Source organism: Micromonospora tarapacensis (assembly GCF_019697375.1).
Lineage (GTDB): Bacteria > Actinomycetota > Actinomycetes > Mycobacteriales > Micromonosporaceae > Micromonospora > Micromonospora tarapacensis.
In genome coordinates, this window is sequence record NZ_JAHCDI010000003.1 from 217,509 (window position 1) to 240,169 (window position 22,661).

General features: G+C 70.8%; 29 protein-coding genes. 6 read left to right on the top strand and 23 right to left on the bottom strand.

What is annotated here, in order from left to right:
• Position 1 precedes the first annotated feature (1 nt).
• From KIF24_RS01785 to KIF24_RS01810, 6 genes are all read left to right on the top strand, one after another.
• Complete coding sequence (locus tag KIF24_RS01785; protein ID WP_221082464.1) at positions 2-1,192, top strand: hypothetical protein; 1,191 nt, start codon at positions 2-4, stop codon at positions 1,190-1,192.
• Positions 1,193-1,280: 88 nt separating this feature from the next.
• Entirely contained in the window at positions 1,281-1,625 is a 345-nt protein-coding gene (locus KIF24_RS01790; RefSeq protein ID WP_221082465.1) for a hypothetical protein, read from the top strand.
• Positions 1,622-1,840, top strand: a complete 219-nt coding sequence (locus KIF24_RS01795; RefSeq protein WP_221082466.1) for a hypothetical protein — start codon at positions 1,622-1,624, stop codon at positions 1,838-1,840. The genes KIF24_RS01790 and KIF24_RS01795 overlap by 4 nt, the downstream gene beginning before the upstream one ends.
• Positions 1,837-2,637 (top strand): hypothetical protein, encoded by an 801-nt coding sequence (locus KIF24_RS01800; protein ID WP_221082467.1) that lies wholly within the window; start codon positions 1,837-1,839, stop codon positions 2,635-2,637. The genes KIF24_RS01795 and KIF24_RS01800 overlap by 4 nt, the downstream gene beginning before the upstream one ends.
• 55 nt (positions 2,638-2,692) lie before the next feature.
• Positions 2,693-4,645 carry a hypothetical protein gene (locus tag KIF24_RS01805; protein WP_221082468.1) on the top strand — a complete coding sequence of 651 codons (1,953 nt, stop codon included), beginning with the start codon at positions 2,693-2,695 and terminating at the stop codon, positions 4,643-4,645.
• A 196-nt stretch (positions 4,646-4,841) separates the two neighbouring features.
• Entirely contained in the window at positions 4,842-5,249 is a 408-nt protein-coding gene (locus KIF24_RS01810) for a hypothetical protein (protein WP_331460984.1), read from the top strand.
• A 120-nt stretch (positions 5,250-5,369) separates the two neighbouring features.
• Here the strand turns inward: KIF24_RS01810 and KIF24_RS01815 are convergent, their stop codons facing one another.
• The 23 genes from KIF24_RS01815 to KIF24_RS01920 form a co-directional block, all read right to left on the bottom strand.
• Positions 5,370-5,618, bottom strand: coding sequence for a hypothetical protein (locus KIF24_RS01815; RefSeq protein ID WP_221082469.1), 249 nt, complete (start codon positions 5,616-5,618; stop codon positions 5,370-5,372).
• Positions 5,615-5,842, bottom strand: coding sequence for a hypothetical protein (locus KIF24_RS01820; RefSeq protein WP_221082470.1), 228 nt, complete (start codon positions 5,840-5,842; stop codon positions 5,615-5,617). Before KIF24_RS01820 ends, KIF24_RS01815 begins: the two co-directional genes overlap by 4 nt.
• Before the next feature lie 11 nt (positions 5,843-5,853).
• Entirely contained in the window at positions 5,854-6,168 is a 315-nt protein-coding gene (locus tag KIF24_RS01825) for a hypothetical protein (protein WP_221082471.1), read from the bottom strand.
• Positions 6,169-6,177: 9 nt separating this feature from the next.
• A complete protein-coding gene (locus KIF24_RS01830) occupies positions 6,178-6,555 on the bottom strand; it encodes a hypothetical protein (protein WP_221082472.1) in 378 nt (125 codons plus the stop codon).
• A gap of 1 nt (position 6,556) precedes the next feature.
• Entirely contained in the window at positions 6,557-7,567 is a 1,011-nt protein-coding gene (locus tag KIF24_RS32060; protein WP_230414790.1) for a peptidoglycan-binding domain-containing protein, read from the bottom strand.
• 8 nt (positions 7,568-7,575) lie between these two features.
• Positions 7,576-9,285, bottom strand: coding sequence for a right-handed parallel beta-helix repeat-containing protein (locus tag KIF24_RS34245; protein WP_221082473.1), 1,710 nt, complete (start codon positions 9,283-9,285; stop codon positions 7,576-7,578).
• Positions 9,286-9,300: 15 nt separating this feature from the next.
• Positions 9,301-10,233, bottom strand: coding sequence for a hypothetical protein (locus KIF24_RS01845; RefSeq protein WP_221082474.1), 933 nt, complete (start codon positions 10,231-10,233; stop codon positions 9,301-9,303).
• 2 nt (positions 10,234-10,235) lie between these two features.
• Positions 10,236-11,405 (bottom strand): siphovirus ReqiPepy6 Gp37-like family protein, encoded by a 1,170-nt coding sequence (locus tag KIF24_RS01850; RefSeq protein WP_230414973.1) that lies wholly within the window; start codon positions 11,403-11,405, stop codon positions 10,236-10,238.
• A 5-nt stretch (positions 11,406-11,410) separates the two neighbouring features.
• Positions 11,411-12,331, bottom strand: coding sequence for a hypothetical protein (locus KIF24_RS01855; protein WP_221082476.1), 921 nt, complete (start codon positions 12,329-12,331; stop codon positions 11,411-11,413).
• A 244-nt stretch (positions 12,332-12,575) separates the two neighbouring features.
• On the bottom strand, positions 12,576-14,984 hold the full coding sequence (locus KIF24_RS01860; protein ID WP_221082477.1) for a phage tail tape measure protein: 2,409 nt from the start codon (positions 14,982-14,984) through the stop codon (positions 12,576-12,578).
• A 17-nt stretch (positions 14,985-15,001) separates the two neighbouring features.
• Positions 15,002-15,307, bottom strand: a complete 306-nt coding sequence (locus KIF24_RS01865) for a phage tail assembly protein T (RefSeq protein ID WP_221082478.1) — start codon at positions 15,305-15,307, stop codon at positions 15,002-15,004.
• A gap of 17 nt (positions 15,308-15,324) precedes the next feature.
• Positions 15,325-15,720 (bottom strand): hypothetical protein, encoded by a 396-nt coding sequence (locus tag KIF24_RS01870; protein WP_221082479.1) that lies wholly within the window; start codon positions 15,718-15,720, stop codon positions 15,325-15,327.
• 18 nt (positions 15,721-15,738) lie between these two features.
• A complete protein-coding gene (locus KIF24_RS01875; protein ID WP_221082480.1) occupies positions 15,739-16,245 on the bottom strand; it encodes a hypothetical protein in 507 nt (168 codons plus the stop codon).
• Positions 16,242-16,655, bottom strand: coding sequence for a phage tail tube protein (locus tag KIF24_RS01880; protein ID WP_221082481.1), 414 nt, complete (start codon positions 16,653-16,655; stop codon positions 16,242-16,244). The genes KIF24_RS01875 and KIF24_RS01880 overlap by 4 nt, the downstream gene beginning before the upstream one ends.
• Before the next feature lies 1 nt (position 16,656).
• Positions 16,657-17,082 (bottom strand): DUF3168 domain-containing protein, encoded by a 426-nt coding sequence (locus KIF24_RS01885; RefSeq protein ID WP_221082482.1) that lies wholly within the window; start codon positions 17,080-17,082, stop codon positions 16,657-16,659.
• Positions 17,079-17,441: an HK97-gp10 family putative phage morphogenesis protein gene (locus tag KIF24_RS01890; protein WP_221082483.1), complete on the bottom strand. Its 363-nt coding sequence runs from the start codon at positions 17,439-17,441 to the stop codon at positions 17,079-17,081. The genes KIF24_RS01885 and KIF24_RS01890 overlap by 4 nt, the downstream gene beginning before the upstream one ends.
• A 1-nt stretch (position 17,442) precedes the next feature.
• Complete coding sequence (locus KIF24_RS01895; protein ID WP_221082484.1) at positions 17,443-17,784, bottom strand: phage head completion protein; 342 nt, start codon at positions 17,782-17,784, stop codon at positions 17,443-17,445.
• On the bottom strand, positions 17,781-18,335 hold the full coding sequence (locus KIF24_RS01900; protein WP_221082485.1) for a hypothetical protein: 555 nt from the start codon (positions 18,333-18,335) through the stop codon (positions 17,781-17,783). Before KIF24_RS01900 ends, KIF24_RS01895 begins: the two co-directional genes overlap by 4 nt.
• 54 nt (positions 18,336-18,389) lie before the next feature.
• Positions 18,390-18,800 (bottom strand): hypothetical protein, encoded by a 411-nt coding sequence (locus tag KIF24_RS01905; RefSeq protein WP_221082486.1) that lies wholly within the window; start codon positions 18,798-18,800, stop codon positions 18,390-18,392.
• Between the two features lie 11 nt (positions 18,801-18,811).
• Positions 18,812-19,213, bottom strand: coding sequence for a hypothetical protein (locus KIF24_RS01910; RefSeq protein ID WP_221082487.1), 402 nt, complete (start codon positions 19,211-19,213; stop codon positions 18,812-18,814).
• 37 nt (positions 19,214-19,250) lie between these two features.
• A complete protein-coding gene (locus KIF24_RS01915) occupies positions 19,251-21,218 on the bottom strand; it encodes a phage major capsid protein (RefSeq protein WP_221082488.1) in 1,968 nt (655 codons plus the stop codon).
• 4 nt (positions 21,219-21,222) lie between these two features.
• Positions 21,223-21,351, bottom strand: a complete 129-nt coding sequence (locus KIF24_RS33775; RefSeq protein WP_269440562.1) for a hypothetical protein — start codon at positions 21,349-21,351, stop codon at positions 21,223-21,225.
• Entirely contained in the window at positions 21,348-22,661 is a 1,314-nt protein-coding gene (locus KIF24_RS01920; protein WP_221082489.1) for a phage portal protein, read from the bottom strand. Before KIF24_RS01920 ends, KIF24_RS33775 begins: the two co-directional genes overlap by 4 nt.

Genomic DNA, 22,661 nt, shown 5'->3' on the forward strand with positions numbered 1-22,661 from the left:
CTTGCGCCAGACGCGCCAGACGCGACATGATGGCGGCATGACGAACTGGTTCCGTGCCGACTCTGCGGCCTGGGGTGAGCGCATCGCCCTCGCCACCGCCGTAGCGCTGACCGCCAAGGGCGAGTACGACCTGGCCGTCCTGGCGCACTTCGACAAGGCGATCGCGTGGCTCTTCCCGGTGATGCTCGACGTCTACGTGATCACGAGCTTCCACAAGCGTCGCCGTGCGGACATGCTCGTCGCCCTTGCCCTGATGCTGGGCTGTCAGGTGGCCGTCCACCTGGTGCCGGTGTTCATCGCCCCGGGTGAGGAGGTCCCCTGGGGCCTCGTGATGGCGGTCGCGTGCGTCGCTCCGATCGTCGTGGTCAGGGTGAAGATGCTGACCGGAAAGACCACAGCCGAGCACGCCGCGGAAGAGCACGCCGCCCGGAAGACGGAAGAGGTTGCCCAGCTACACGCCCGGGCGGAAGAGGCCGACCGGAAGGTGAGGGAAGAGGCCGCCGCCCGGAAGGCGGAAGAGACGGCTCGGCGGAAGGCGGAAGAGACCGCCGAAGCGGAACGGACCGGCCGCGAGGTCACGGAAGCGGAAGCCGTCCGGGACGCGGAAGAGCACGCCGCGGCCGCCCAGAAGGCGGCAGCAGAGATCAGCCGGCTCACCCGCCACTCCGAGGAGGTGCAGGCGTCCGCTCGTGACGCCCGTGCCCAGGCCGCCGCAGCCTCCGAGCTGGCGGCCCGGACCGCCGGCCAGCTGGAGGAGGCACGGGCGGCCGCTGACCGCGCCGCTGGAGAGCGTGCCGCCGCAGAGCAGCGCGCCGCGGCCATTGCTGAGGCCCGTCAGGCCGTCGTCGACGAGCTGGCCCGGATCCGTGCCGCGCACGACCGACTGGCGCAGCGCGTTGAGGGGAACGCGATCCGGAAGACCCGGAAGTCGCTCCCTTCCGGCCCGACGGCCCGGAAGAGCGGACCGGCGGTCCCGATCGACCTGCCGGAAGAGGTGCCGCCCGTTCCGGGCGTCAGCCAGGAACTCGCCGCCCGCGTGCTTGAGGCGCTGCGGGCGGAACCGGAAGCCAAGCAGGACCGCATCGCCGAGCTGGCCGGAACGACGGACCGGACGGTCCGGACCGTCCTGCGCGGCCTGGCGGCCCTTCCGGCCGCCATCGAAGACACCGCGACCGACCGCGCCGCGGTCTGAGGCTGACCACCCCGAAACTCGCGCGGGGCCCGACCCACGCCTCCTACAGCCAGGCCGGGCCCCGCATCTCCCAGAGGAGGAACTCATCATGCACGCCCCCTACACCGCCACCGGCACGGTCCCCCAGGACTCGCCGCTGCGCGCGATCGCCGGCCGCACCGTCACCGCGCCAGCGGAAACGCTGGAGGACCTGCTCCGGCGCGTCACCGAGATGCGCAAGGCCGGCGTCACCCCGGTCGTCCAGGTGGCCCGGCCGGTGCGGTGGCTCTGGATCGCCGGCGCACTGACCGGCACCACGGTCATCGCGGTCGCCGGCGGCGTCATCGCGATCGTCGTCGAGCAGTACGAACTGGCGTGGACCGCGGCCGGGGCCATGCTCCTGGCCGTCGTCGGGATCTACGCCGTGCTGTCGCACATGGAGCTGGAGCGATGAGGGCCACCATCGCGGTCCTGATCATCGCCGTCGTGTCGCTGCTTGCGGTCATCGCCCAGCTCAAGCACAAGCGGGTGCTGGCAGTCGGCCTGGTCGTGCTGGCCGGCATCCTGGTCGGCAACGCGCCCGGCCTGGTAGGCGACGCCGGGCAGTGGCTGGCCGACTTCCTGTTCATCACCGTGCCCGACTTCGTCCGCGGCCTGGTGGACGAATGAGGCCAGTCGAGGGTCTGCTGCTGGCCGGGGCGGTCGGGGTCGCCGTCCTGCAGTCGCCCACCGGCCGGTCAGCGGCGGCCGCCGGCATCGGCAAGGCCGTCCGAGGGGCCGGCCCCACCGCCGGCCGGGTGGGGACCCTGGCAGCAGGTGCGTGGGCGCCGGTGAGCGCCTGGCGGCGGCGGAGCCCAGGCGGCGGCCCCGACTTCTGCCCGCTCGGGTGCGACTGGTCGCAGCCGCACCCGAGCATCAAGGGGCTGGACGATCACCTGCGTAAGGCGCACCGGGCAGCGCCGGCCGCCCCGGCGCCGGCGCCGGCCACCCGGAGCGCGACGCAGACCGCGCCCGCCAGCGGCGGTACCCGCCCCGCCGAGGAGGTCACGGAGATCGCACCCGGGGTCCGAATCAGCCGAACGATCACCCAAGTAATCGACAAGATTGGATTGCATATGGACGAGTTTCGCGCCGTGAACAGGGCACTCGCCGCCGCCGGCGAGATCGAACCGAAGACCCTGCTGCAGCTACTGGAGGTTCTGACCGGTGTGCAGACCGCACTCACCGGCGTCGCCAACCTGGTCAACGACGTCACCGACTACGCCGACCGGCAGATGTGGGTCGACCTGCGGGCCGTCAGCCTGCTGTACGACGCGGCGGGCAACGTGCTGGTCGAAACCCAGACGATCCGGGCCGCCATGAAGAAGATCCGCGACCTGTACGCCGAGGAGATCGCGGTCGAGGAGAAGGCCGACGAGGGCAAGGTCCGCCCACTCAACCCGCAGGTCGTCCAGACGGCCGCATGACCGCCGGCCCGGGTACCACCAGGTGGTGCCCGGGCCTGACGTGGAAGGAGCCGGCGTGGCCCGCCGCAACCTGAACCCCCGCTACACCCGCTCGGAGCCGATCCCGGAGTCGTCGCCGCGCCGGTCCGTCGAGCCCGCCCCACCCCGCCGGTCCGGCCTGGGGCGGTGGTTGCGCCGGCACCGCTGGCAGCTGGTGCCCGTCGAGGTCGCCGCCGGCGCGTACGTCGCCGCCGGCGTTGCCGACGTCTGGCCCGCCGGCGCGTACACCACCCTTGCTCTCGCCGGCGGGACCGGGCTGCTCCTGGCCCGGCGTCTCAGCCCAGCCGAGCAACTCTACGGACGCGTGGCCACCGGCGGCACCGTCGCCTGGGTGGTCCTGGCCGACCTGGCTGGACCGTGGAGCATCGGCGCGGCCGCGCTGTGGGCCGCCGGACTGTGGGCTGGCGGCACCCCCTGGTGGCGGTCCCACCGGGTACGCGGGCGGATCCGCGTCGACGAGCTGGTCGAGGCGTGGCCCGACTGGTCCGGCCGCAGCGGTGTCGGTGGCGTCCGGATCGTCTCGGCCACCGCCGGACGGATGTACGACCGGCTCCGCCTCGAACTGGTCCGTGGCCAGCAACGGGCCCGGCTCGTGGTCGACCACCTCGAGGACCTGGCCTCGGTGCGCGGGATCCCGCCGTGGTGGCTGCGCGTCGACCCGAACGGTGGCGGCAGCGACCCCGGGCAGCTGGACCTCCTCGTCACCCACACCGACCCGTGGCGCGACCGAAACGGCAGGCCCGTTGACCTGCCTCACCCGGCCGCGGAGGATCCCGCCGGCTGGAGCCAGCCCGCCAGCATCCGTGATCCGCTGCCGTACGGCGTCGACGTTGACGGCGTGACCGCCGCGGTGGCGCTACGCAACGAGCGCGGCGGCCGCCTCCTGGCGCTCGCCGGCAAGAAGGGCGGCGGCAAGACCGTGCTGCTGCACGACCTGCTGGCCGCCCTGTGCCGCATGACCGACGTCGACATCGCGATGATCGACTGCAAAGAACACGGCAAGGCGAGCCGCCCATGGGTGCCGCGGCTCATCCGCCGGGCCACCACCCCGGTGGAGGCACTTGACCTGCTGCGGTGGGCCGGCGAGGAAAACGACCGACGCGGCGCCGCCTCGCCGGACCCGGTACTCCAGCCCACTGCCCAACACCGCGCCCTGGTCGTCGTCATCGACGAGTACGGCGCCCTGGTGCTCGTCGACGAACGAGTCAAGGAGCACGTCGAGGCCCTCGCACGCAAGGTCCGGTCTGCCAGTGGTGGCCTTGTCATCGCCGACCAGCGCCCGGACTCGTCGACCTGGACCGGTGCTCTGCGCGGGCAGATCGACGAGGTCATCGCCGGTCTGATGGAGAACCGCCGGGACGTCAAGGCGATCATGCCGACGTTGGAGGGCATCGACCCGACCGACTTCGAGTTGCCCGGCCAGATGGTGCAGCAGGCAGGCAAGCGTGGCAGGCAAGCCGAGACGCGGGCATGGCGCCTGGAAGAGCCGGCCGATATCGCGGCCATAGTCGAGGCGTGCCGGGACCGGTGTCCTGCGCCGGCATCACCCAACACCCCAAGATCAACATTGGAGGACACCATGGAGCTCCCCCGGCGCGGTGCCGGTGCCGACCGCGTACGCGACCAGATCCGCGAGACCCTCGACGCGATCGCCGCCCAAGACCACACCGACGTGCCCCGCCTGTCCGCCGAGGAGATGCGTCGCCGCGGCCAGGACGTCCCAACCCCTCCCCCTACCGACGAGGAAGCCACGCTCGACGGGCGGATCATGAAGGCGATTCGCGAAGCGCCTCAGGGGGGGATCGCGATGGCCGACCTGGAACGCGAGGTAGGGGCGCCCAGGTCGACCATCCAGATCCGGTGCTCCACCCTGCGCCGGCAGGGGAGGGTCTACGCCCAGCCGGCCCGAGGGCGTCACGCCCGTTGGCACATCACCGAGAGCAGCCAACCCGCCATAGCCAACGCCTAACACCTCTAACGCCCAGGCCAGGCCCTCAGAACGGGGAGACGCGCGTGCTCGCGGACGCGCGAAGACATTAGGTGTTGGGCGATACCGGCCATCCGATCACTGATGGGCAAGGAGGGGCAGTCGGTGGCGCGATGCCTCCGGTTAGGGCGTCGGCAAGCTGACACCGATCTCACCGGGTCCCCGCTACGGTGCCTCGGTGAGAAGAGCCCGCATAGTCCTGATCAGCACTGCCGTTCTGCTCCTGGCCGCTTGCGGCAGCGAGACTGCCACCACTACCGACGCCACTCCGCCGGCCGTCGCCACGTCTGCCGCTGCGGCACCGGCGGTTGGCGGAGCTCCGCCAATACCGGACGAGGCCACCACCGCGGCGTACATCGACGCCCTCAAGAAGATCGACCCGGACATCGTCGGCAAGAAAGACGACCGCTCCATGGTCAACCGGGGCCGAGACCAGTGCACCTCCGTCAGCGAGTGGCCGGACGACGAGGCGAGGCTGATCGACCTCACCAACAAGAGGTTCACCGCGCCGACCCATCCCGAAGGGTTCGGCAAGGAGACGGCCAAGGAAATCCTCAAGGTCGTCCACACCTACATCTGTCCCTGATCATTTCCGCCAGACGCGACAGCACGCCCCCGCCGGCCGAAGCCAGCGGGGGCGCTGCGGTTTGGACGTGCCTGCTCGGGGCGTCGCCGGTGGCACCGCATCGGCGTCTCTACCGGTGGCCTACACCCACCCGCCGGTGAGGAAGTGGGCGCCCAGCCACGCCATGAACGCCAGCAAGGCGAACCGGCGTAGCTGTGTCCAGCCGGATCGTGGTCGTTGCGGCTGACCTGGTAGCCCCCGCTGCGTACCGAACCAGGCCCAGATGTGCTCCGACAACGTGTCGCCGGCGCGGCTGTTGGCCAGGGCCATGCCCTCCACGACGGCGAAGTAGCCGAACCAGATGATCCAGGCCCACGTCCAGCCGGTCACGGCATATCCGGGCGGCGGGTGTGCTTGGCGACGTAGCCGGACGCGAACGCCACCGCCGAGGCGGCACTGGCCATCAGCAGCACCGCCACCGCCGCCGGTAGGTCGCCCTCCCTGCCGGGGGTGTGCACGTACGCGTCGACGAGCCAACAGGCGACCCCGCCGACCGCGACGCCGAGCGGCGCACCAGCGGCGCCGGCCTTGACCTTCTTCTCGACCTTCTGCATGGCGAGCCTCCTCATACTCTCTCGATGCGGTCCCGCTCGGACGGCGGGACAGGGGCCGGCGGGATCGGTTCCGCACCGGTGAGGCGCAGCTGGTAGGCGTAGCCGCCGGCGACCTGCCGCCAGTAATCTCGGTCGCTTTCGGCCCGGGCGGCCCGGTCGTCGGCCCGGTCACGGGCCCGGGCCAGGTCCCGGACGGATTCCCGCTCGTGTGCCCGGGCGCCTCGCCGCAGCGAGCCGACACCGGAGAACAGGGCCTGGATGGTGGCGAGCCCTCCGCCGCCGAGCAGCGCGGCGATCACCGCGGTGATCACCTCAGACGTGGTCACGAGCCCCCCTCACTCGGCCTGGCGCGTCGCCTCCAGCCGTACCGTGGCCACGTCCCGCCAACGCCCGTACAGCAGCAGGGCGAACCCTGCGAGGGCGAGGCTGGCCACCACCGACGCCGGCGCAAGCGACGACACGAGCACCACGGCGTACACGCCGTGCGCCGCCCACAGCAGGGGCAAACCGATGTGCTCACCGATCCACCGGTCCGTTGCCGCGCCGGCGGCCGCGAGCACCCCGCCGAGGACCAGGAAGCTGGCCCACAGGTACACCAGCGGGCCGGTGGCGTCCTGGACGCTGGGGGTGGGGTAGGCGGCGGCGCCGACACCGGCGGCGGCCATCATGGCGTAGCCGGCGACCCTCGACCACCGGCGCGGCTGCGAGGCCACCTCACCCCTGCTTCGTGGTGACAAGCCGCTTGAGCAGCTCATCGGTTAGCGCCCACGCCAGCTCGGGGCTAGCGGCCAGCTGGGCGGCGAGGGCGGACAGCGGGATGGCGCCGCTCAAGCCGTGGAGGTCGAGGGCCTTGGCCAGCTGGGCGTAGTTGATCGTCGGGGCCGGCTGAACGGGCGGCTTGGGCGCGTGCATGGCGATCAGCTGCCGCCAGTACGCGTCATCGAGCCTGGTCCAGGTGGGAGCCAGCGCCGACCGGCCGTCACCCTCGTAGCCCGGGCCGAGCACCTGCCGTTCGAATGCCGTGACCGCGGCGGCCGAATGGTCGCCGTAGTCTCCATCGACGATCAGCGGCTCTGGGCCCTTTCTCCTCGTGGGATGCTCGGCCCTGATGTCCAGCCGGTTGAGCCGGAACTGCAAATCCTTGACGGGCTCGCCCTGATCGCCGTGGCGGACATGCCTGCCCATGTCGTCCTCCAGTAGTCCGATGTGCACGAAGTAGCGGCGGAACAGCGGTCTCTGGTCGCGGTTCGCCTTGATCGAGTCGCGGAAGAAGCTGAAGTGGGTGTGCCACAGGTGGGACCGGTCGCCGGTGCTGCGTCTCCCGAGCCGGTCCCAGCGCTTGACCACCTTGCCGTCGGGCGAATAGATGATCTCCCGGATGTCCCGGGTGTCCGGGGCGTTGGCGACGCACTGCGCCACGCACCAGATCGAGAACGTGAAGAGGTTGTGGTTGCGGCCGCCGGAGCTGACGCGGAACGTGCCCACGTCCAGGGCGGCGGCGTCGAGGGTCAGGCCGTTGCGGTCCCGGGACGACTCGACCACGGAGTAGTCGTTCGTGACGACCCGGTCAGATCCACAGTGGTAGCCGCCGCGGTGGTTGGCATCACCGACGATGCCGACCTCGTTGGGTTCGAGATCCTCGTCGCGCGCCCGGTTCGGGTCGCGGTTGAGATGCGCGAGTAGCAGGCTACGGACGGCTAGTAGGTTTGCCGGTGCACGCGTCATCGGACCTCCTAGGGTGCGGGGTTGAGGATCGGTGTTCCGTCCGTGTACTGGTTGTCGGACCACTCGATCACCTCGGTTTGCACGAAATCACACGGGCCGTATTCGTGGGTGCCGGTCCACCGGCAACCGACCACGGAAACGCCGGCAATTCCCGCGCCGCCGCCCAACTCGCCGCGCATTTGCATTGCCCACCCGCCGCCGTCGATCGTGCAGTGGTGGATCTGGACGTCGGTGGTCGGCCCCTGCTCGGTGCCGAACCTGACGGCCTGGCTGGCGCCGGGACCGCGCCCGGCTGAGATCCAGCACTGGTGCAGCGTGGTCCGGCCGGTGTCCAGGGATTGGATGCCGTCCGAGTGGGGGTCCACGTTGTGGATGTTGTTCCCGGCGACCAGATTCGAGCGGATGGCCACCGAGTAGGCTGCGCCCTGCCATGCGTCGATTGCGCCGGAGTCGGGGGACGCGGACGCCATGCCCTGAATGTCGCACTCGACCAGCCACAGATAGTGGCCGGACACCGCGATCCCTGTTTCGCCGCTGCCCTGAAACTCGCAACGATCGAAAATGGCGAGTGGCTGCATTTGGTCGGGCGTGCCGTTCGCGTAATTGACGTCGACACACCAGAACGCTTCGCTTGGCATTTCCCACCGGCAGTTTCGGAATAGCCATGTGACGCCGTTGGGGACGTTCAGAACAGTTGTGGCGGTGAAAAGGATGTCCTCCCAGACCACCACGGACAGGATTGCCGTATCTCCGGTGATCGGGTGGGTCAGGATGTACGAGTCGGACCCGGTCGAGGTGCCGAGAGTCGCCCGCTCGTCCAGCACGACACCGGTCGGCACGCCCACCTCGACGCCGGCCTCATACGGCTCTTCGGGTGCGGTGGCCGGCGGCGGCAGCGGCGGCACCCATTCGCCGTCGATCCGGATGCGCCGGACGGTCGGGCCCTGCCAGGTGCTGCCGTCGGGGATCGGGTCGATGTGGTCCTCGGGATTCAGGCTGCCGACGAACTGCAGCGCGCCAGGGGCAATCACGTACTCGGAGCCGCTCTGCACGTACGCGGTGATCTTCGTCGGGTGGTCGTGGACGGTCGCGGCTTTGCCAGCGAGCGCGTCGACCAGGCCGGTGACGGCGGACTGCGGATGGGTGTGCGTCTCCGGTGGAAACACGGTCGGCTTGCCGGTGATCGCCGACCATGCCGGTGCGCCACCGCCGCCGCCGAGGGAGTCGACGTAGCTCTTGGTCGCCGCGTGCTGTGGCTGGGTCGGGGTCGCCGATAGGGTCAGCGGCCCGGTCATCGTGCCGCCGGCCTTCAGCAGGGCCTGGTCTTCGGACACCGCCGGGAATCCATCGGCAAGGCGCAGCGGCCCCGTCATGCTGTCGCCGGCTCGGGAGACAGGGTCGACGCGGCCGATCAGCAACACGCGAGGGCCACCGTTGGCCGACACGTACAACCACTTGATGTTGTCGGGGCCTTGAAACTCTGGGGCGAGGCCGAGCGCGTCGCCGCCCTGGGAGGTAACGGCGTCCGTGGCCTGGCCGGCTGCCGTGACCAGGTCGGTGTACCGGGTGCCGTCCACCCGCGAATCCCATGCGGTCAGGGTGACTCCACCGGCGGCGAGGGACAGCCGGGCGGTCACGCCGGGAATCCCGACATCGACGGTGTCGCCGAGTAGCAGGGCGTAGTCGGCGACGCCGCCGCCGTACCAATAGCGAGCCACAGTCGTCCTCCCTGGCTAGTAGTTGATCGGCCAGGAAACGGCCTGGAGATTCATGAACCGGTCAGTGCCGATGCCCCCGCCCCAGACCTTCACAGTGACGATCCCGGTGCTCGCGGTGATCTCACCGACCACCTGCGCTCCCGACGACACGACATGGCCGACGATCTCCTGGTCGTCGATCGGCCGGAATCCGGTGGGGATCGTGCCCAAGGTGCTGGTCTGGCCTGCCACTAGAGGCCCTGACACCCGTTGCGGCGTGACCGTCATATAGGCAGACCCGTTCCGCCGGCGGATCCGGTTGAACCGCGTCGTCCTCCAGTTGGCTGCGACCAGCCCGAGGGATGTGTGGGCGTTGTCGCCGGTGACGATCCACTGGCTGCCGGTGGAGACGATCGACCGGCCCGTATCGGTCTCCCAGCACCGCCGACCGAGGGCGTGTGGCGGCTGGGAACCCGACGTGCATACGTACTCGCCGTCAACGCCGAGATACCAGCCACGGCGGGCGATGCTCGCGTTGGCGAGGCTGCCGCCAGCGGGGATCGCCACCTCTCCAAGGCTGATCTCGAAGACGCCGGAGCCGCGTTGCTGCGTGACCGCCGGTAGGGCGGCGCCGGCGACTCCGGTGATGATCGCGTGCCGGGCGAGCATCGTCTCCCAGTCCAGCTGCACCACGACGTGGTCCCGGCGCGTCGCGGCCCCGCCGTTGGTGACGCCGGTGGCGATCTGCAGGTCTGTGGTGTTGTCGTAGGCGACACCACACAGACGCGCAGCGACTCCCGCGCGAAGCCACAGGTTGCCGCCGGACAGGTAGATGGGCACCGGGTCGGAGGGAGAGCCGAACAGTCCGGATGGGCTGGCCCAGCCGATCCCAGATGCATACTCGGCCTCGGTGACCTCGGCCTCGCCCTCGTCGGGGTAGTCCTCGTGGGGGAAGGAGATCTCGGCCAACGTCAGATCCTCTCGGTGCGGGCCGCGCGGCGGGCGAGGGTGCGGTTGCCGGCCACCCAGGCGGGGTCGGTGGCGGCGGCCTGGGTGCCGATCAGCGCGGTGCGGACGCGGCCGGTGCGGGGCACGACCTGCAGCCGCACGGCGCGAACGATGTCGGTTACCGGGGTCGTCGGGCCGGGCAGGACCAGGGCCAGGTCGCCGAGGGTGTAGGCGTCGCCGTAGACGACCTGCGGCGTGTCGACGGTCTCGGTGGTGATGGTCAGCTGCTCCCGGCCGCCGTCGAGGGTCTCGTCGCCGGCGTGCTCCAGCTGTTCGGTGTCGGCCTCGTTCTGCGCGTCGACGAACTCCTCCGAGCGCCACCAGGTGGCCACGGCGGCCGCGTCGACGCGTTCGACGATGGTGCGGTCGGTGCCGCGGCCCTCGCCGGCGACGATCGCCACTGTGCACGTCGGTGCTTCGGTTGTGACTTGCAGCTGCCGCAGCGTCCCGGTGGCAAAGCTGAACCGGGCGAAGCCTGTGCGGTCGCGCGGGGCGTACACCTCGGCGACGAGGTCCCGGTCGACCTGGCGGACGCGGAAGCCCAGCTCGCCGCCGGGCACACCGGTGCCGCCGAGCACGGCCAGAGCCCGCAGCTCGACGTAGAGGTCCTGGAAGCGGCTGGCGTAGGTGAGGGTGGCACCGAGGCCTGCGCCGTCGCCGATGACCAGCTGCGGCACCCGCCGGGCGGTCAGCGCGGCCGGCCCGCCATTGTCGTCGACGAGGTCGAGAATGAGGGTGCCGGCTGGGCCGGTGCCGGTCCACTGGGCGTCGACGGTCTGTTCGGTGGCCGGGATCGAGGGGTCGGGGTAGGTGATGCGGTTGGCCAGGTGCGCGCCGTCGTCGCCGAAGTCGACCATCCACCGGCCGGCGGCGTCCGGACCGGTGGCGGTCCGGACGAAGTCCAAGCCCTCGATCGGTCCGGACTTGAAGATGGCACCCTGGTCGCGGATGACGACCCGGTGTCCAGGCAGCAGAGCCTCGGTCAGCTCCGCGTACGCCGGCGCGATGACGCTACCGGCGACGATCGCATTGAAGCGGATTTCGGCGTCGACCTCGACATACCGGATCGGGTTGGTCACGGGCACGCAGTGCCGGTCGGTGATGGTGACCTCGGTGTCGAGCAGGCCTGGCATGCTGGTCACAGCGTCTCCCATAGCCGTTGGTAGGTCAGGACCACCCCGGCGCCGGCGGACACACCGGAGAGCACGAACTCGACATCGTTGAGGCCCTCTTCCAGCGGCCACAGATCGCCGGTGATCGCGCTCCACCACACCTGCCCGGCGGGGCCGGTAGCGGTTGGCGGTTCGGAGGTGATCAGGACCTCGTCGTCGGATCCCAGCGGCCCGTCACCGTCCCAGTCCGGGTCGAGGCTCCAACTGGCCCCGAGGGTGTGGTTGATGGCGGTGAAGGTTGTCATCGGGCCCCGGATCCGCCAGTCCGGCCACGCGGGCGCGTCGCCGTCGTTGAGGAGCAGCTCACGGCCGGGGATCCGGGAGCTGCTGACCGACATGAACGGCGCCAGGAACCGGCGGCCGGGACGCTGGGTGCGCTCGACGACGACCGGGTTGATGTCGCGGAAGAACCCGTCGGGGCACCACAGCTGCACAGTGGGCTGCTCGTGCCGGCCGATCCGATCCGGGTGTGTGTCGTAGGCGCCGGGCTCCAGCTCCGCGGTGATCTCCCGGACGGTGCCGTCGGCCTGAGCGATGCGCAGCACCCCACCCCGCACAAACGCCCGGCCCAGGGGCCTCCACCGATCCAGCATCTCCACCCGGGACGCCCCGCGGACGAACGTGTCGAACGTGATCAGTCGGCCATCGACCCACACATGGCGAGTGGTGGTGCCGCCGCGGGCCCGGTCGTCACGGGTCTTGACTCGGGGAGTCACGCCGAGGCCGGTCACGGTGCCGTGGAGGATCCAGTAGCCCAGCTCCCGCCGAGACAGGGGCCAGTGCACGCCGTCCGCGTCGATCCACGTCCACTCCTCGACGTCCAGCGACGGCGCCGGCGGGGTCGGTGGGGTCGGTGTCGTGGTGGACGGTCCTACGGGTATCGGCACTGATCACCCCTTCCTGCCGGCCCTGGCACGGCGGGCCCGGCGGGCCTCGATCGCCGAGATCTGCTGCTCGGTCGGGGCCTGCCCCGCGAAGTGGTAGTGGGTATCTCCACCAGAGGGCGGCGCCGAGGGCGGCGGCGGCTGGTACGGCGGTGCCGGGGCGGCGGCCGCCACCCCGGCGGATCGGCGTCGCCTGGCGCCCACGGCCCGCCGCCACCGACGCTCGGCCCGCCGGCGGTCTGCAGGCTCATACCGGCCGGCACCCAGCCGCCGGCGGCGGGGTGAATGCTGCCGCGGCGGCCTTCGCGACCGACGCGGCGGCCTTACCCACCGACCGGACCCGGTCGTACAGGCCGCGGGCCAGGCCGTCACCGGTGTTCCATCCCAGCCGCATCGCCACCTTCGACGGCGAGTTGATCCCCAGGAACTCGCGGATCTTGGCGGGGATGAGGTTGGTCAGCTCACGGACCTTGCCGGTCACGAGGTGCCAGGCGCCGGCAATGCCGTTACGGAGCCCTTCGGCGAGGCTGCGGCCGATGCCGGCCATCCGGTCCTTGAGGCCGCTCAGCGCCGAGATCAGCTTGCCGGGCAGGCCACGGACGAAGGTGACCACGGCGGTCAGTGCCGAGATCGCCCGGGATCGCGCGGACTGCACCGCGGTAGCGATCGTGGTGAAGGCCATCTTCCAGCCTGCGATCGACTTCACGACCCGGTCCCGGGCCCAGCCCACGATCGCGGAGACGGCCTTGAAGGCCGGGGTGACAATGTTCCGCCACCACCAGAGCACGACCTGCGCGACCAGCGTCCACCCGCGTTTCATGTGCTCGAAAGCGGGCTTGAGTGCGTTGTTCCAGAGCCAGAGCCCCGCAGCGCCGACCGCGCGCATCGCGCCGTCGACGATGTTCCGGAAGGTCTCGGACTTCTTGTAGGCGATGACGAGGCCGGCGACCAGGGCCACGATCGCCAACACGACCAGGCCGACGGGGTTGGCACTCATCGCGGCGTTGAGCAGCCACTGCGCGGCCGCCCATGTCTTGGTCGCCACGGTGGTGGCCACCATCGCGACCCGGGAGGCGATCGTAGAGACGACCGACCGCTTCTGGGCGGCGTCTCCGGCGGTGGTCGCCGCGGTGGCCACGCCCTGGGTCACGGCCTGGGCGCGGGTCGCGGTGGTCGACGCGGTCAGCGCGACGGCCAGCTGCGCGTTGCTGGCGGCCAGCCGGCGGTTGGCGATCGCCGACGCGAGGGTCAGCGCCGGCGAGACGGCCTGGGCGACGTTGGCGGCCAACTGCGCGGTCTTGACCACAACCAGGCCGGCCGCGAGGTACGGCAGGGCCTTGGCGAGCAGGTCGGCGTGGTCAGCCGCGAACTTCATGACCTCGCCACCGACCTTGAGTGTGTCGGTGAACCCTGGCCCGGCGTCGGCCTGCAGCGACTTGAACAGCGGTCCGAGTTGCTGCAGCGCGGTGGCGGCCTGGGCGCCGAGGTTGTCCCAGTCGACCTGGTCGAGCCGGTCCATCAGGCCCTCGAGCGCGGGCAGCGCGGCCGCGGCCAGCTCCATGAACGCGCCCTGGACACGGCGCTTGAAGGTCTCGATGCGGGTGCCGACGTTGTTCTGCAGGGTGTCGCCGGCCGACGCGGCGGCGCCCTCCAGCTCGCCGAGACCAGCCGTCGCGGTGCTCGGGTCCATGGCCAGCAGGGCGCCCTTGAGATCCTCCGACTGTGTGCCGAGCAGGCCGAAGGCGATCTCGGCGTGGTTGGCCTGACCCTCGGTCTCCTTGAGTCGCTTGATCACCTGCGCGAAGGCCTCAGCGGCCTTGGGCCCGCCCTTGGCGAAGGTGCGTTGCATCTTGTCGGCGTCGAAGCCGAGCGCCTTGAAGGAGTCCCGGGCGGCCTTGGACCCGTCGACCGACCGGATCGAGAATTCTTTCAGCGCGTCGGCGGCCTTGTCGGCGTTGTACCCGCCCTTCTCGATGGCCTGGGACATCAGGCCCAGGCTGGTGGAGGCGTCGAGCCCGATCGCCTTGAAGTGGACGCTGTACTCATTGAAGGTGTCGAGAAGGTCCTGGCCCTTGTTGACGCCGAGCTGGGTGCCGCGCACCAGGACGTCGAAGGCCTCTTCGGCGTTCTTCGCGATGCCGGTCTTGAGCATCGTGGAGACCGACGCGCCAACGCGGTCGTACTCCTCGCCCATGATCTTGCCGACGGAGATGGCTCGGGACGCCACCTGCTCGATGTCCGCGGTGGCTGCGTCCGGGTCGATGACGCCGTGCTGGAAAATCGACCGGACCGCATCGGAGACTCCGGCCGCGGAGTCGCCGAAGCCCTTCTTGTAGAGGTCTCCGGCGACCTTCCCGGCCTTCGCCGCGGCCTCGGGTGTCGCGGCGATCTGCGCTGTCAGCAGCGCGTCGACCTTGCTCTTCTCCAGGGCCTGGTCGAGGCCCTGGACGAGCATCCCGCCGGCGGCCACCCCGCCGGCGAGCGCCGCGGTGCCGGCGATCTTGCCGACCATCCGCGCCGTCTTCTTGAAGCCTTCGGCGAAGGAGCGGCCGGTCTTCTGACCGGCCCGCTCCGCCACTGGGGCCGCCTGCTCGGCGTCCTTGACGCCCTTGACGTCGACGCCCATCTTGATCAGGAGGTTCGCGATGGTGGCCACGCAAACCTCCCTCTGTGTCAGCCCGGGTCGGCGGCCGGGCGCAGGTCGGCGCCGCCCATGGCCTTGTTGATCCCGATGACGATGGCGAGCATCTCTTCGGTGGACTGCTCCCGTCGGCGCCGGCCGGCGCCCCACGTCAGCAGGAAGTCGCCGTACGGGTATGGGGCCCGCCGGCGCCGGTTGGCGTTGGCCACCGTGTGCGCGATCAGCGCCGCCAGGCGGTCATCGCGTTCGCCGCAGAGCGGCCCGTGCAGTTCCTCGTAGACCTGCCACTCGGTCAGTTCCCGAGACGAGATCCGCGACAGCATCTCGGCGACGGTCATGCCGCCGAGATGAGCGGTCAAGCGGAAGTAGAAGGCTCGCTCGGGCCGTCGGGAAAATCCTCGGTCAGCTCGTCGACGTCCTCGTCGCTGAGCCCGGCGAGGCGCTGGGCGACGTCGTAGACCCGGCCGAGCGCGGCCGCCGACTTGCGGCCGAGGTTCTCGACGTCGTAGGGCTTGAACAGCGGCTGACCGTCCTCGTCGACGACCGACGCGGCGACCAGGCGGGCCCGCAGGTTCGCCAGGTTGACGTCGCGGTTCTTGCCCTTGCCCTTGATGCTGGCGGCCTCGAACTTGTCGCGCTCGGCGCCGGTCATGCCCTTGACGCGGACGGTGCCGCCCCACTCGGGCACCTCGACGTCCTCCGAACTGGAGTCGTCGATGGCGAGGATCTGGTCACGGGTGAGCAGGGTCATGGGGTTCCTTCCCGGGCGTCAGGCGGACGCGCCGATGATCACGATGTCGTAGGTGACGGGGGTGCCGCTGCCGCCGTTGGCGACGGCGAGCAGGTCACCGGTGCCGGCCGTAACCGGATAGGCGGTGGCGTCCGACGTGGCGACGACCAGCAGCCCGCCCGGGCGGACCACCACGGTGTCGGTGTCCGCACCGGCCCAGGTGGCCCACGCGTTGGAATCCGCGCCCCCGACCACGACGGTGTTGGTGTTGCCCGCGGCCGCGGCGACGATGAGGGCCTTGACGCGGGCGAAGGTCACCGCGTTGCCGAGGGCGTCGACGAGCACGCCGGCGAGGTCCAGGTCCTCGCTGTCAGAGGCGGCCAGCGTGCGCCGGTCGTGGAAGACCCGGTCGGCCTGCCCGGCACCGGTGCCGTCGTCCAGGTTGACGCGCCGCAGCCACGACAGCGGCACCGACGCGGCCGCGAGGTCCAGGTCGCTGCGCAGGTCGGCGGCGAGGCTGACCGCGAGCTTGGTGGTCAGGGTCACGACAGCACCGGCTTCCCGGACACCTTGAAGGTCAGGGACGCGCTGAGTTTGTCGTCGTACGGGGCGGACGGCTCGAAGCCGGTCAACACTGCCTTGATCGACCAAGTGGCGGCCGGGCTGGTGGGGAACACCAGCTGGTAACTGCGCGGCTCGTCGTCGTCGAAGTCGGCGATCAGGAGGTCGTGCTTGTCCGGGTCGTAGTTGACGTCCACGCTGACCTCGCCGCCGTCCTTGAGGGAGCCGAGGTGCTCCATCCAGGCGTCCGGGGAGTCGTGGGCGGTGACGTCGAGGGTCTCCCGGCTCAGGCCCGGCCCGGAGATGTTGGTCGAGTTGCCGAGCGTGGTGAAGACCTCGGGATCGGCGCCGTCGCCGCGCTGGAGCTGGGTACCGAAGCCGTCGATTCCGGCCATGTCATGCCTCCTGCTGGGTGTTGACCCGGAATCGCACCGGGACGTGCCTGAGCTGCGGATCGGGAGCGCGCAGGGTGCGCGCGTCGAGGAACCTGATGGACACCACCTGGTGGCCGGCGATGGCCAGGGCGTCGCGCTGGTGGTCGAGCAGCTCGACAAGCGCGTCGACGACCTCCGTGGGGCGCAGGTAGCCGTCGACCTTGTCCCACAGGTGCAGGGTGATGTCTGCCTGCCGGCCGAACGTGTCGTGGGTGTTGTCGGGCTGCTCGACCGCCTCACCGATCACCAGGTACGGGTGCTCGGCCGGCTCGGGGACGTGGTCGTAGACCCGCTCGTCCAACAGTCCGGTGATCCGGGCGCTGGCGCGCAGCGCGCTGTAGAGGGCGATCTGCAGCGGCCGGGCGACCAGCCGGGCCGGGCCGGTCACCGGTACCGCCTGCTGATCCGCCGCGCGACCTCGCCGGCGAGACGCTGCTCGGCCCGCGCGATCGCCTCCTGCAACGCAGGCTGCGGCTCCTGTGACGTGGTGCCTTCCTCGGGGAACACCATGTAGTACAGACCGTCGTCGAAGATGCCGACCTCGACCGCGGCCTCCCGGCGGTCCTCCCGGACGTCGATGCCTTCGCGGCCGGCGCCGCTGTCCACCGCGGCGCCGGTGTACCAGTCCTCGCGGACGTCCTCGGCGACCTGGCGCAGCGCCCTCATGCTCTCGGACTCGACGTCGGCCGGCAGACGCCGCAACGCCCGGCGCAGCTGGCCCATGCCTTCGACTCGCACCCTGGACACGTCAGGTCTCCTGCTCGATGTGCTCGGCGGCCGCCCGCAGGTACACCGGCGTCGACGGCCGGACGGTCGACATCACCCGCCAGTACGGGCGGGAACCGTCAGCGGCACCGGCGGGCCGCAGCTCGTCGCCGCGGCGGACGTCACCCCGGGGCAGCACGTAGATCCACGCGTCGTGGCGGGCACCAGCCTGGTCGGCCTCGACCTGCTCGCCGGCGCGCGGCTGGGAGATCCGGGCCCGGACCGTGCCGACCCAGCTGCGGGTGACAGTCCGCCCGCCGGCGCCGTCCTCGACGGCTACCGGCCGCCACACGTCCAGCAGCGTGTTGAGGGTGTGGCCGATCATGGGCGGACCGCGTACCGGGCGAGCACCCGCAGCTCGCCGGTGGTCAGTTCCATGCCGGGGGTGTTCCAGCGGATCCGAGAGTCGCCGATGTCCTCGCTGTCGGCGCCGGCCGGGTTGCGGCGGCCGGCGATGGCCAGCCGCAGGCAGATCCGCCGGACCCGGCGGGCCAGGGCCTCCGCGTCGTAGCCGGCGGTCAAGGTGACGCGGACGGCCTGGTCGTGGCACGGCCAGCAGCGACGCAGCCGCGTCAGCACCCCGGATTGCGACCAGGTGTAGTCCACGCCGTGGGTTAGCGGCCGCTCGGTGCCGTCCAGGTCGACCTCCACCACCTCGGCGACGGCGGTGACCGGCCAGCGCGGCAGGAGCAGCTTCTCGGCGCCGGACCCGTCGACGGTGACCGTGGTCTCCGCCAGCGTGAGGGGCTGGCCGACCTCGTCGTCGATGACCGCCGTGGCGTCCTCCAGCAGCTCGGTCAGCGTCTGGTCGGTGTCATCGTCGCCGAGGGCCCGCAGCCGGTTCCGCAGCTCGTCCGGCGTTGCGTACACAGTCACCTCCCGAGGGGCGAGGGTGGCCCGGGCGCTCCGCCTGCGCGCCCGGGCCGGCTCCTACTGCTGCTCCCCGCCGTCCGAGTCACCCGGGGCCGGTTCGGCGTTGAGCATCTTGGTGAGGTGGTCGACCAGGCTGACCCGAGCGCGGTCGCCGCGTTCCTGCTCGACCTTGAGCGCTCGGGTAGCGCGGTCGCGGTCGTCGCCGACCCACTCGGTCACCTTGGTCACCGACGCGTCGGGCACCTCGTCGCCGTCGGCCGGCGTTGACGCCGGCGGGGTGGTCTTGGTCTTGCCGGGGGTGATCCGCCGCGGCGGCGTGTCCTTCCCTTCGGCGTCGACGAGCACGGCATAGCCGCCGTCGACCAGCGCCTTGGCTTCCTGCGCGTCGACCAGGCCGGTCTTGCCCGGCTCGATCGCCTGCTCGGCGGTGGCGTACCGGGTCCGCATCCGGACCGTGACCTTGGACACCGGGACCTCCCTCAGCTCAGCGGGGCCACACGGGCCCCGCCACGCAGGACGACGGCGGACAGCACTCCGCCGGTGGACGGGGAACCGGTGACCGAGGCGATGGACGCGCGCAGGTACCGCCGCCGCCCTCGGTAGCCGATCTTGCGGACCGCGTTGTCGTCGGACGCCGTGAGGGTCGGCTCGCTGCCGACCAGCTCGTCATCCGGCACCGCCTCCCAGTCGGAGCCGTTGTCGCTGTGCTGGACCTCGAAGACGTAGCCGCTGCCGTCGGTGATGGTGCCCGAGGTGATCACCACCGCGGCCATCTCGTAGCCGGTGAGGTCCACGGTGCTGCCGTCCGCCGCGGCGGTCCGCGCCGCCGGCGCCAGGGTGATCGCCGCGTTGATGTTGCTGACCAGGTCTCGCCTGCTCATGCTCGTATCCTCCTAGGGTGCTGCGGTCGGGCCTGGATCAGGCGACGACCTTGCCGCGGACGAAGGCCTCTTCCAGGACGGGCATCCCGTCGGTCTCCAGCCGGCCGATGAACCCGACCTGGTTGGTCTCGGCGTACAGCTCGACCAGGCGCTGGACCTCCATGTTCAGCGCGTCGGCGATCCAGTACTTCTTGAAGTCGCCGAGCAGGGTCACGTACTGGCCGTCGGTGTAGGTGTTCGGGCAGAACTCCGACATGCCGAACGGCAGGTCGAGGATGGTGTCAGGCCGGTCGGTGGCCAGGCCCGGCCGCCAGATGTAGACGCCCTCCTGGTCCTTGAGCTTGCGGATCCGCTTGACCGTGTCGCGGTGGAACAGCCAGCGGGCGTTGGCCAGGTAGCCGGCCTTGAGCGTGTACTTCATGTCGATCAGGCCGTCGGCGTTGATGTCCTGCTCGTCGTCGCTGATGTCGCCGACCGTGACGTCCCGGCCAGTCGAGATGCCCATCGGCGACGCCGTGAACAGGCCGAGGGGCTTCTTGTTGCCGTCGCCGGTCATGAAGGCCTTCTCCTGGCTCACGGCGAACTTGTAGGCCAGCCGGTCCCTCACAATGTCCTCGGCGTTACCGCGGGTCAGCCGCAGCAGCTTCCGGCTGACCTTGACCCGCTTGGCGAGGGGGTTGGGGGTCAGCTCGCGCTTGCCGAACCGCAGCGAGTCGTCCTGGTTGCCGGTGCCGAACTCGGTGGTCCATTCGGCGTCGTCGAGGTCGGTGTCCAGAGTCGGCACACCCAGTGATGCGGCCTCGGTGAGGGTTTCGGTGTGCGCCCACCGACGGATGAACACCTCGTCGTCCAGGCGCTGCAGCAGTCCGCTGACCCACTTCTGCGGGGCGACGAGGTAGCCGCCCTCCGGGTCGGATCCGGCCTGCAGCGTGCGGGCTTGCTCCGGGCTCAGCGTCGAGCGGCCGCCGACGATGTACTGCCGGAAGGCGGCGGCCCGCTCGCCGTCGCCGGCGCGGTCGGGCCCGTTGTTCTCCCGGGTCGGCTGGTCGTCCGGGTCGCCGTCGATGCGGCGCTCCTTGGCGCGTAGCCGCTCCTCACGGGTGATGTCCTGGTCGTGGCCGTCGACGTCGGCCATCAGGCGGTCGAACTTCTCCGACTCCTCGGCGGTCAGCCGGCGGCCGCCGTCGGCCTGCGCGGTGTCGAGGATGTCGCGAGCCTGCTTGGCCAGGCTCGCGCGCTCCTTCTTGCGGGCGTTGATGTCCACCCTGTGCTCTCCTTCGTGATGGGTCCGCGGCCTGGCAGCAGCGGGATGGTCAGCGGGCGTTCCCGGCCAGCTGCAGCCGGCGTCGCGCCCAGTCGAGGTCGTGGCCCTGCCGGGTCGGCTCGGGCGCCGGCGGCGGGTGTTGTCGCCGAGCGGGCCGGCACCGGTCCGATCGAGCAGCTGCCGCAGCGCGTCGATCGATCCGGCGTCGAGGCGGTCCAGGAGCCCGCGTACGGACTGCAGCAAGTCGTCGTCGACGCCGAGCCCGCCGCGGCCGGACTCGACGACCGCGCTGGCGTCCATCGGCAGGGGCACGCTGGACAGCTCGTACAGTTCCCACTTGACGGCCGTGCCGCCGCGCCAGTAGTCCTGGGTCTTCGGGTCCTCCCACTCGACGACGGAGAAACCGATGCTCACGGCGTTGAGGTAGCCGTCGCGGTACTTGCGCTCGACGGTGGCCGCGAAGTCGTCCTTGCGGTCGAAGCGGATGTCGAACATCAACCGCTTGGAGTCGTCGACCTCCGTGTGCTCCGACCGGCCGATCGGCAGGCTGTCCCGACCCCAGTAGCGGTGCCCATACCCGAAGATCGGGTTGGCGCGGTATCGGTCGAGCTGCGCGCCGTCCATCTTCAGCGCAATGCCGTCGCCTTTCTCGCCTTCGGTGGCGCCGACGAACCGCAGCAGGTCGCCGTCATCGTCGTCGGCGGCGCGTACCATGAACGCGCGGGTGTAGCCGAGCTTCACCGGTTCACCTCCGGGCCGGCCTGGCGATCGCGCGGCGAGCGGGCCTGACGGTCCGCCGGCGCAGCGGGGCGCTGCGCCGGCCGGCGCCGTCGTCCTGCTCGTCGTCGCGATCGCGCTTGTCCTGGTCGGTCACTTCGCCCCTCCCTGGCAGGTACAGCCCGGGTGCACCGGGCAGGCTCGTTCCGGATCGGGTTGCTGGCCAGGGCCCAGCGCAGGGCCCATGTTCAGCGGCATCCAGTAGGTCTCGCCGACCCCGCCGGGCAGCGGGTTGCTGTTCTCCTTCTCGGCGATGTCGTCGCCGTTGAGCACGCCCATCTGCCGGCCCAGGTTGTAGGCCTCGTAGCGGGTCTTGATGTCGGCGCGTAGGAGCGCGTCGACGAGGTGCTCAGCGAAGTAGCGGCCACGCTCAGGACCGACGAACAATCTCATGTTGATCATCTGGTCCCAGGTGATGAGCCAGCCCATCAGCGTGTCGGTGACGTACTCCAGGCCCTGGTGCTCGATGTTCGAGAACGTGGCGCGGTCCAGGTCCCCGAGCTTGTGCGGGGGTATGCGCAACCAGCGGGCCATCTCGTTGACCTGCAGCTTGCGGGTCTCCAGGAACTGGGCGTCTTCCGGGGGCATGCCGATCGACTCCCACTCCAGTCCTTCCTCGAGGATCGCGACGCGCTGCGCGCGGTCGAGGCCGCGGTGGATGTTGTCCCAGTCCGCCTGCAGCCGCTTGTGGCCGTCCGGAGACAGCTTCTTGGGGTGCTTGAGCACCCCGCCCGGCCGTGCGCCGTTGCCGAACAGGGCGCTGCCGTACCGTTCCAGGGCCATGCCGAGGCCGATGGACTGGCGGGCCATCGCGACCACGCTGTAGCCGCGGATGCCGTCGTAGCCGAGGCCGCCGATCGGCAGGACCTCGTCGGGGAACAGCCGGGTGTGGATGCCGTTGACGTCGTCGCTGTACCGGTAGGTGAGGGTCATCCGGCCCGGGCCGGTGCGCTTGATCTCCGGGGTGATGCGGTCCGGTCGCAGTGGCCACAGCTCGATGACGTCGCCGCGGTTGTTCCAGACGACGTTGAGGTAGCCGGTACCCCAGGTCAGTGCGTGGGCCTGCGCGGTGCGGCGGACCGCGATCGGCGGCATCAGCGGGTTCGGCTCGTCGTGCAGCACCCGGTATACAGGGTGCTCACGGGCCCGGCGCTTGCCCCTGTCGAGTCGCTCATAGACCAGGTGCGGCAGCTTGGCCAGATCAGTGCTGATCACGTTGACGCCGGCAAAGAACGGCCCGTAGTGCAGCGCGGTCTCCTCGGACACCCACACGCCGGCGGCCGTCGACGCGCCGCCCGCGAACCATTCCTCGACCCACTTCTCCGGGGTGGCCACGCCGGAGGTGGGCCCGGTCGACGCGCGCCGTCCCGGGGTGGCCACCGTCCGGCCGATCAGTCCGCCGCCCAC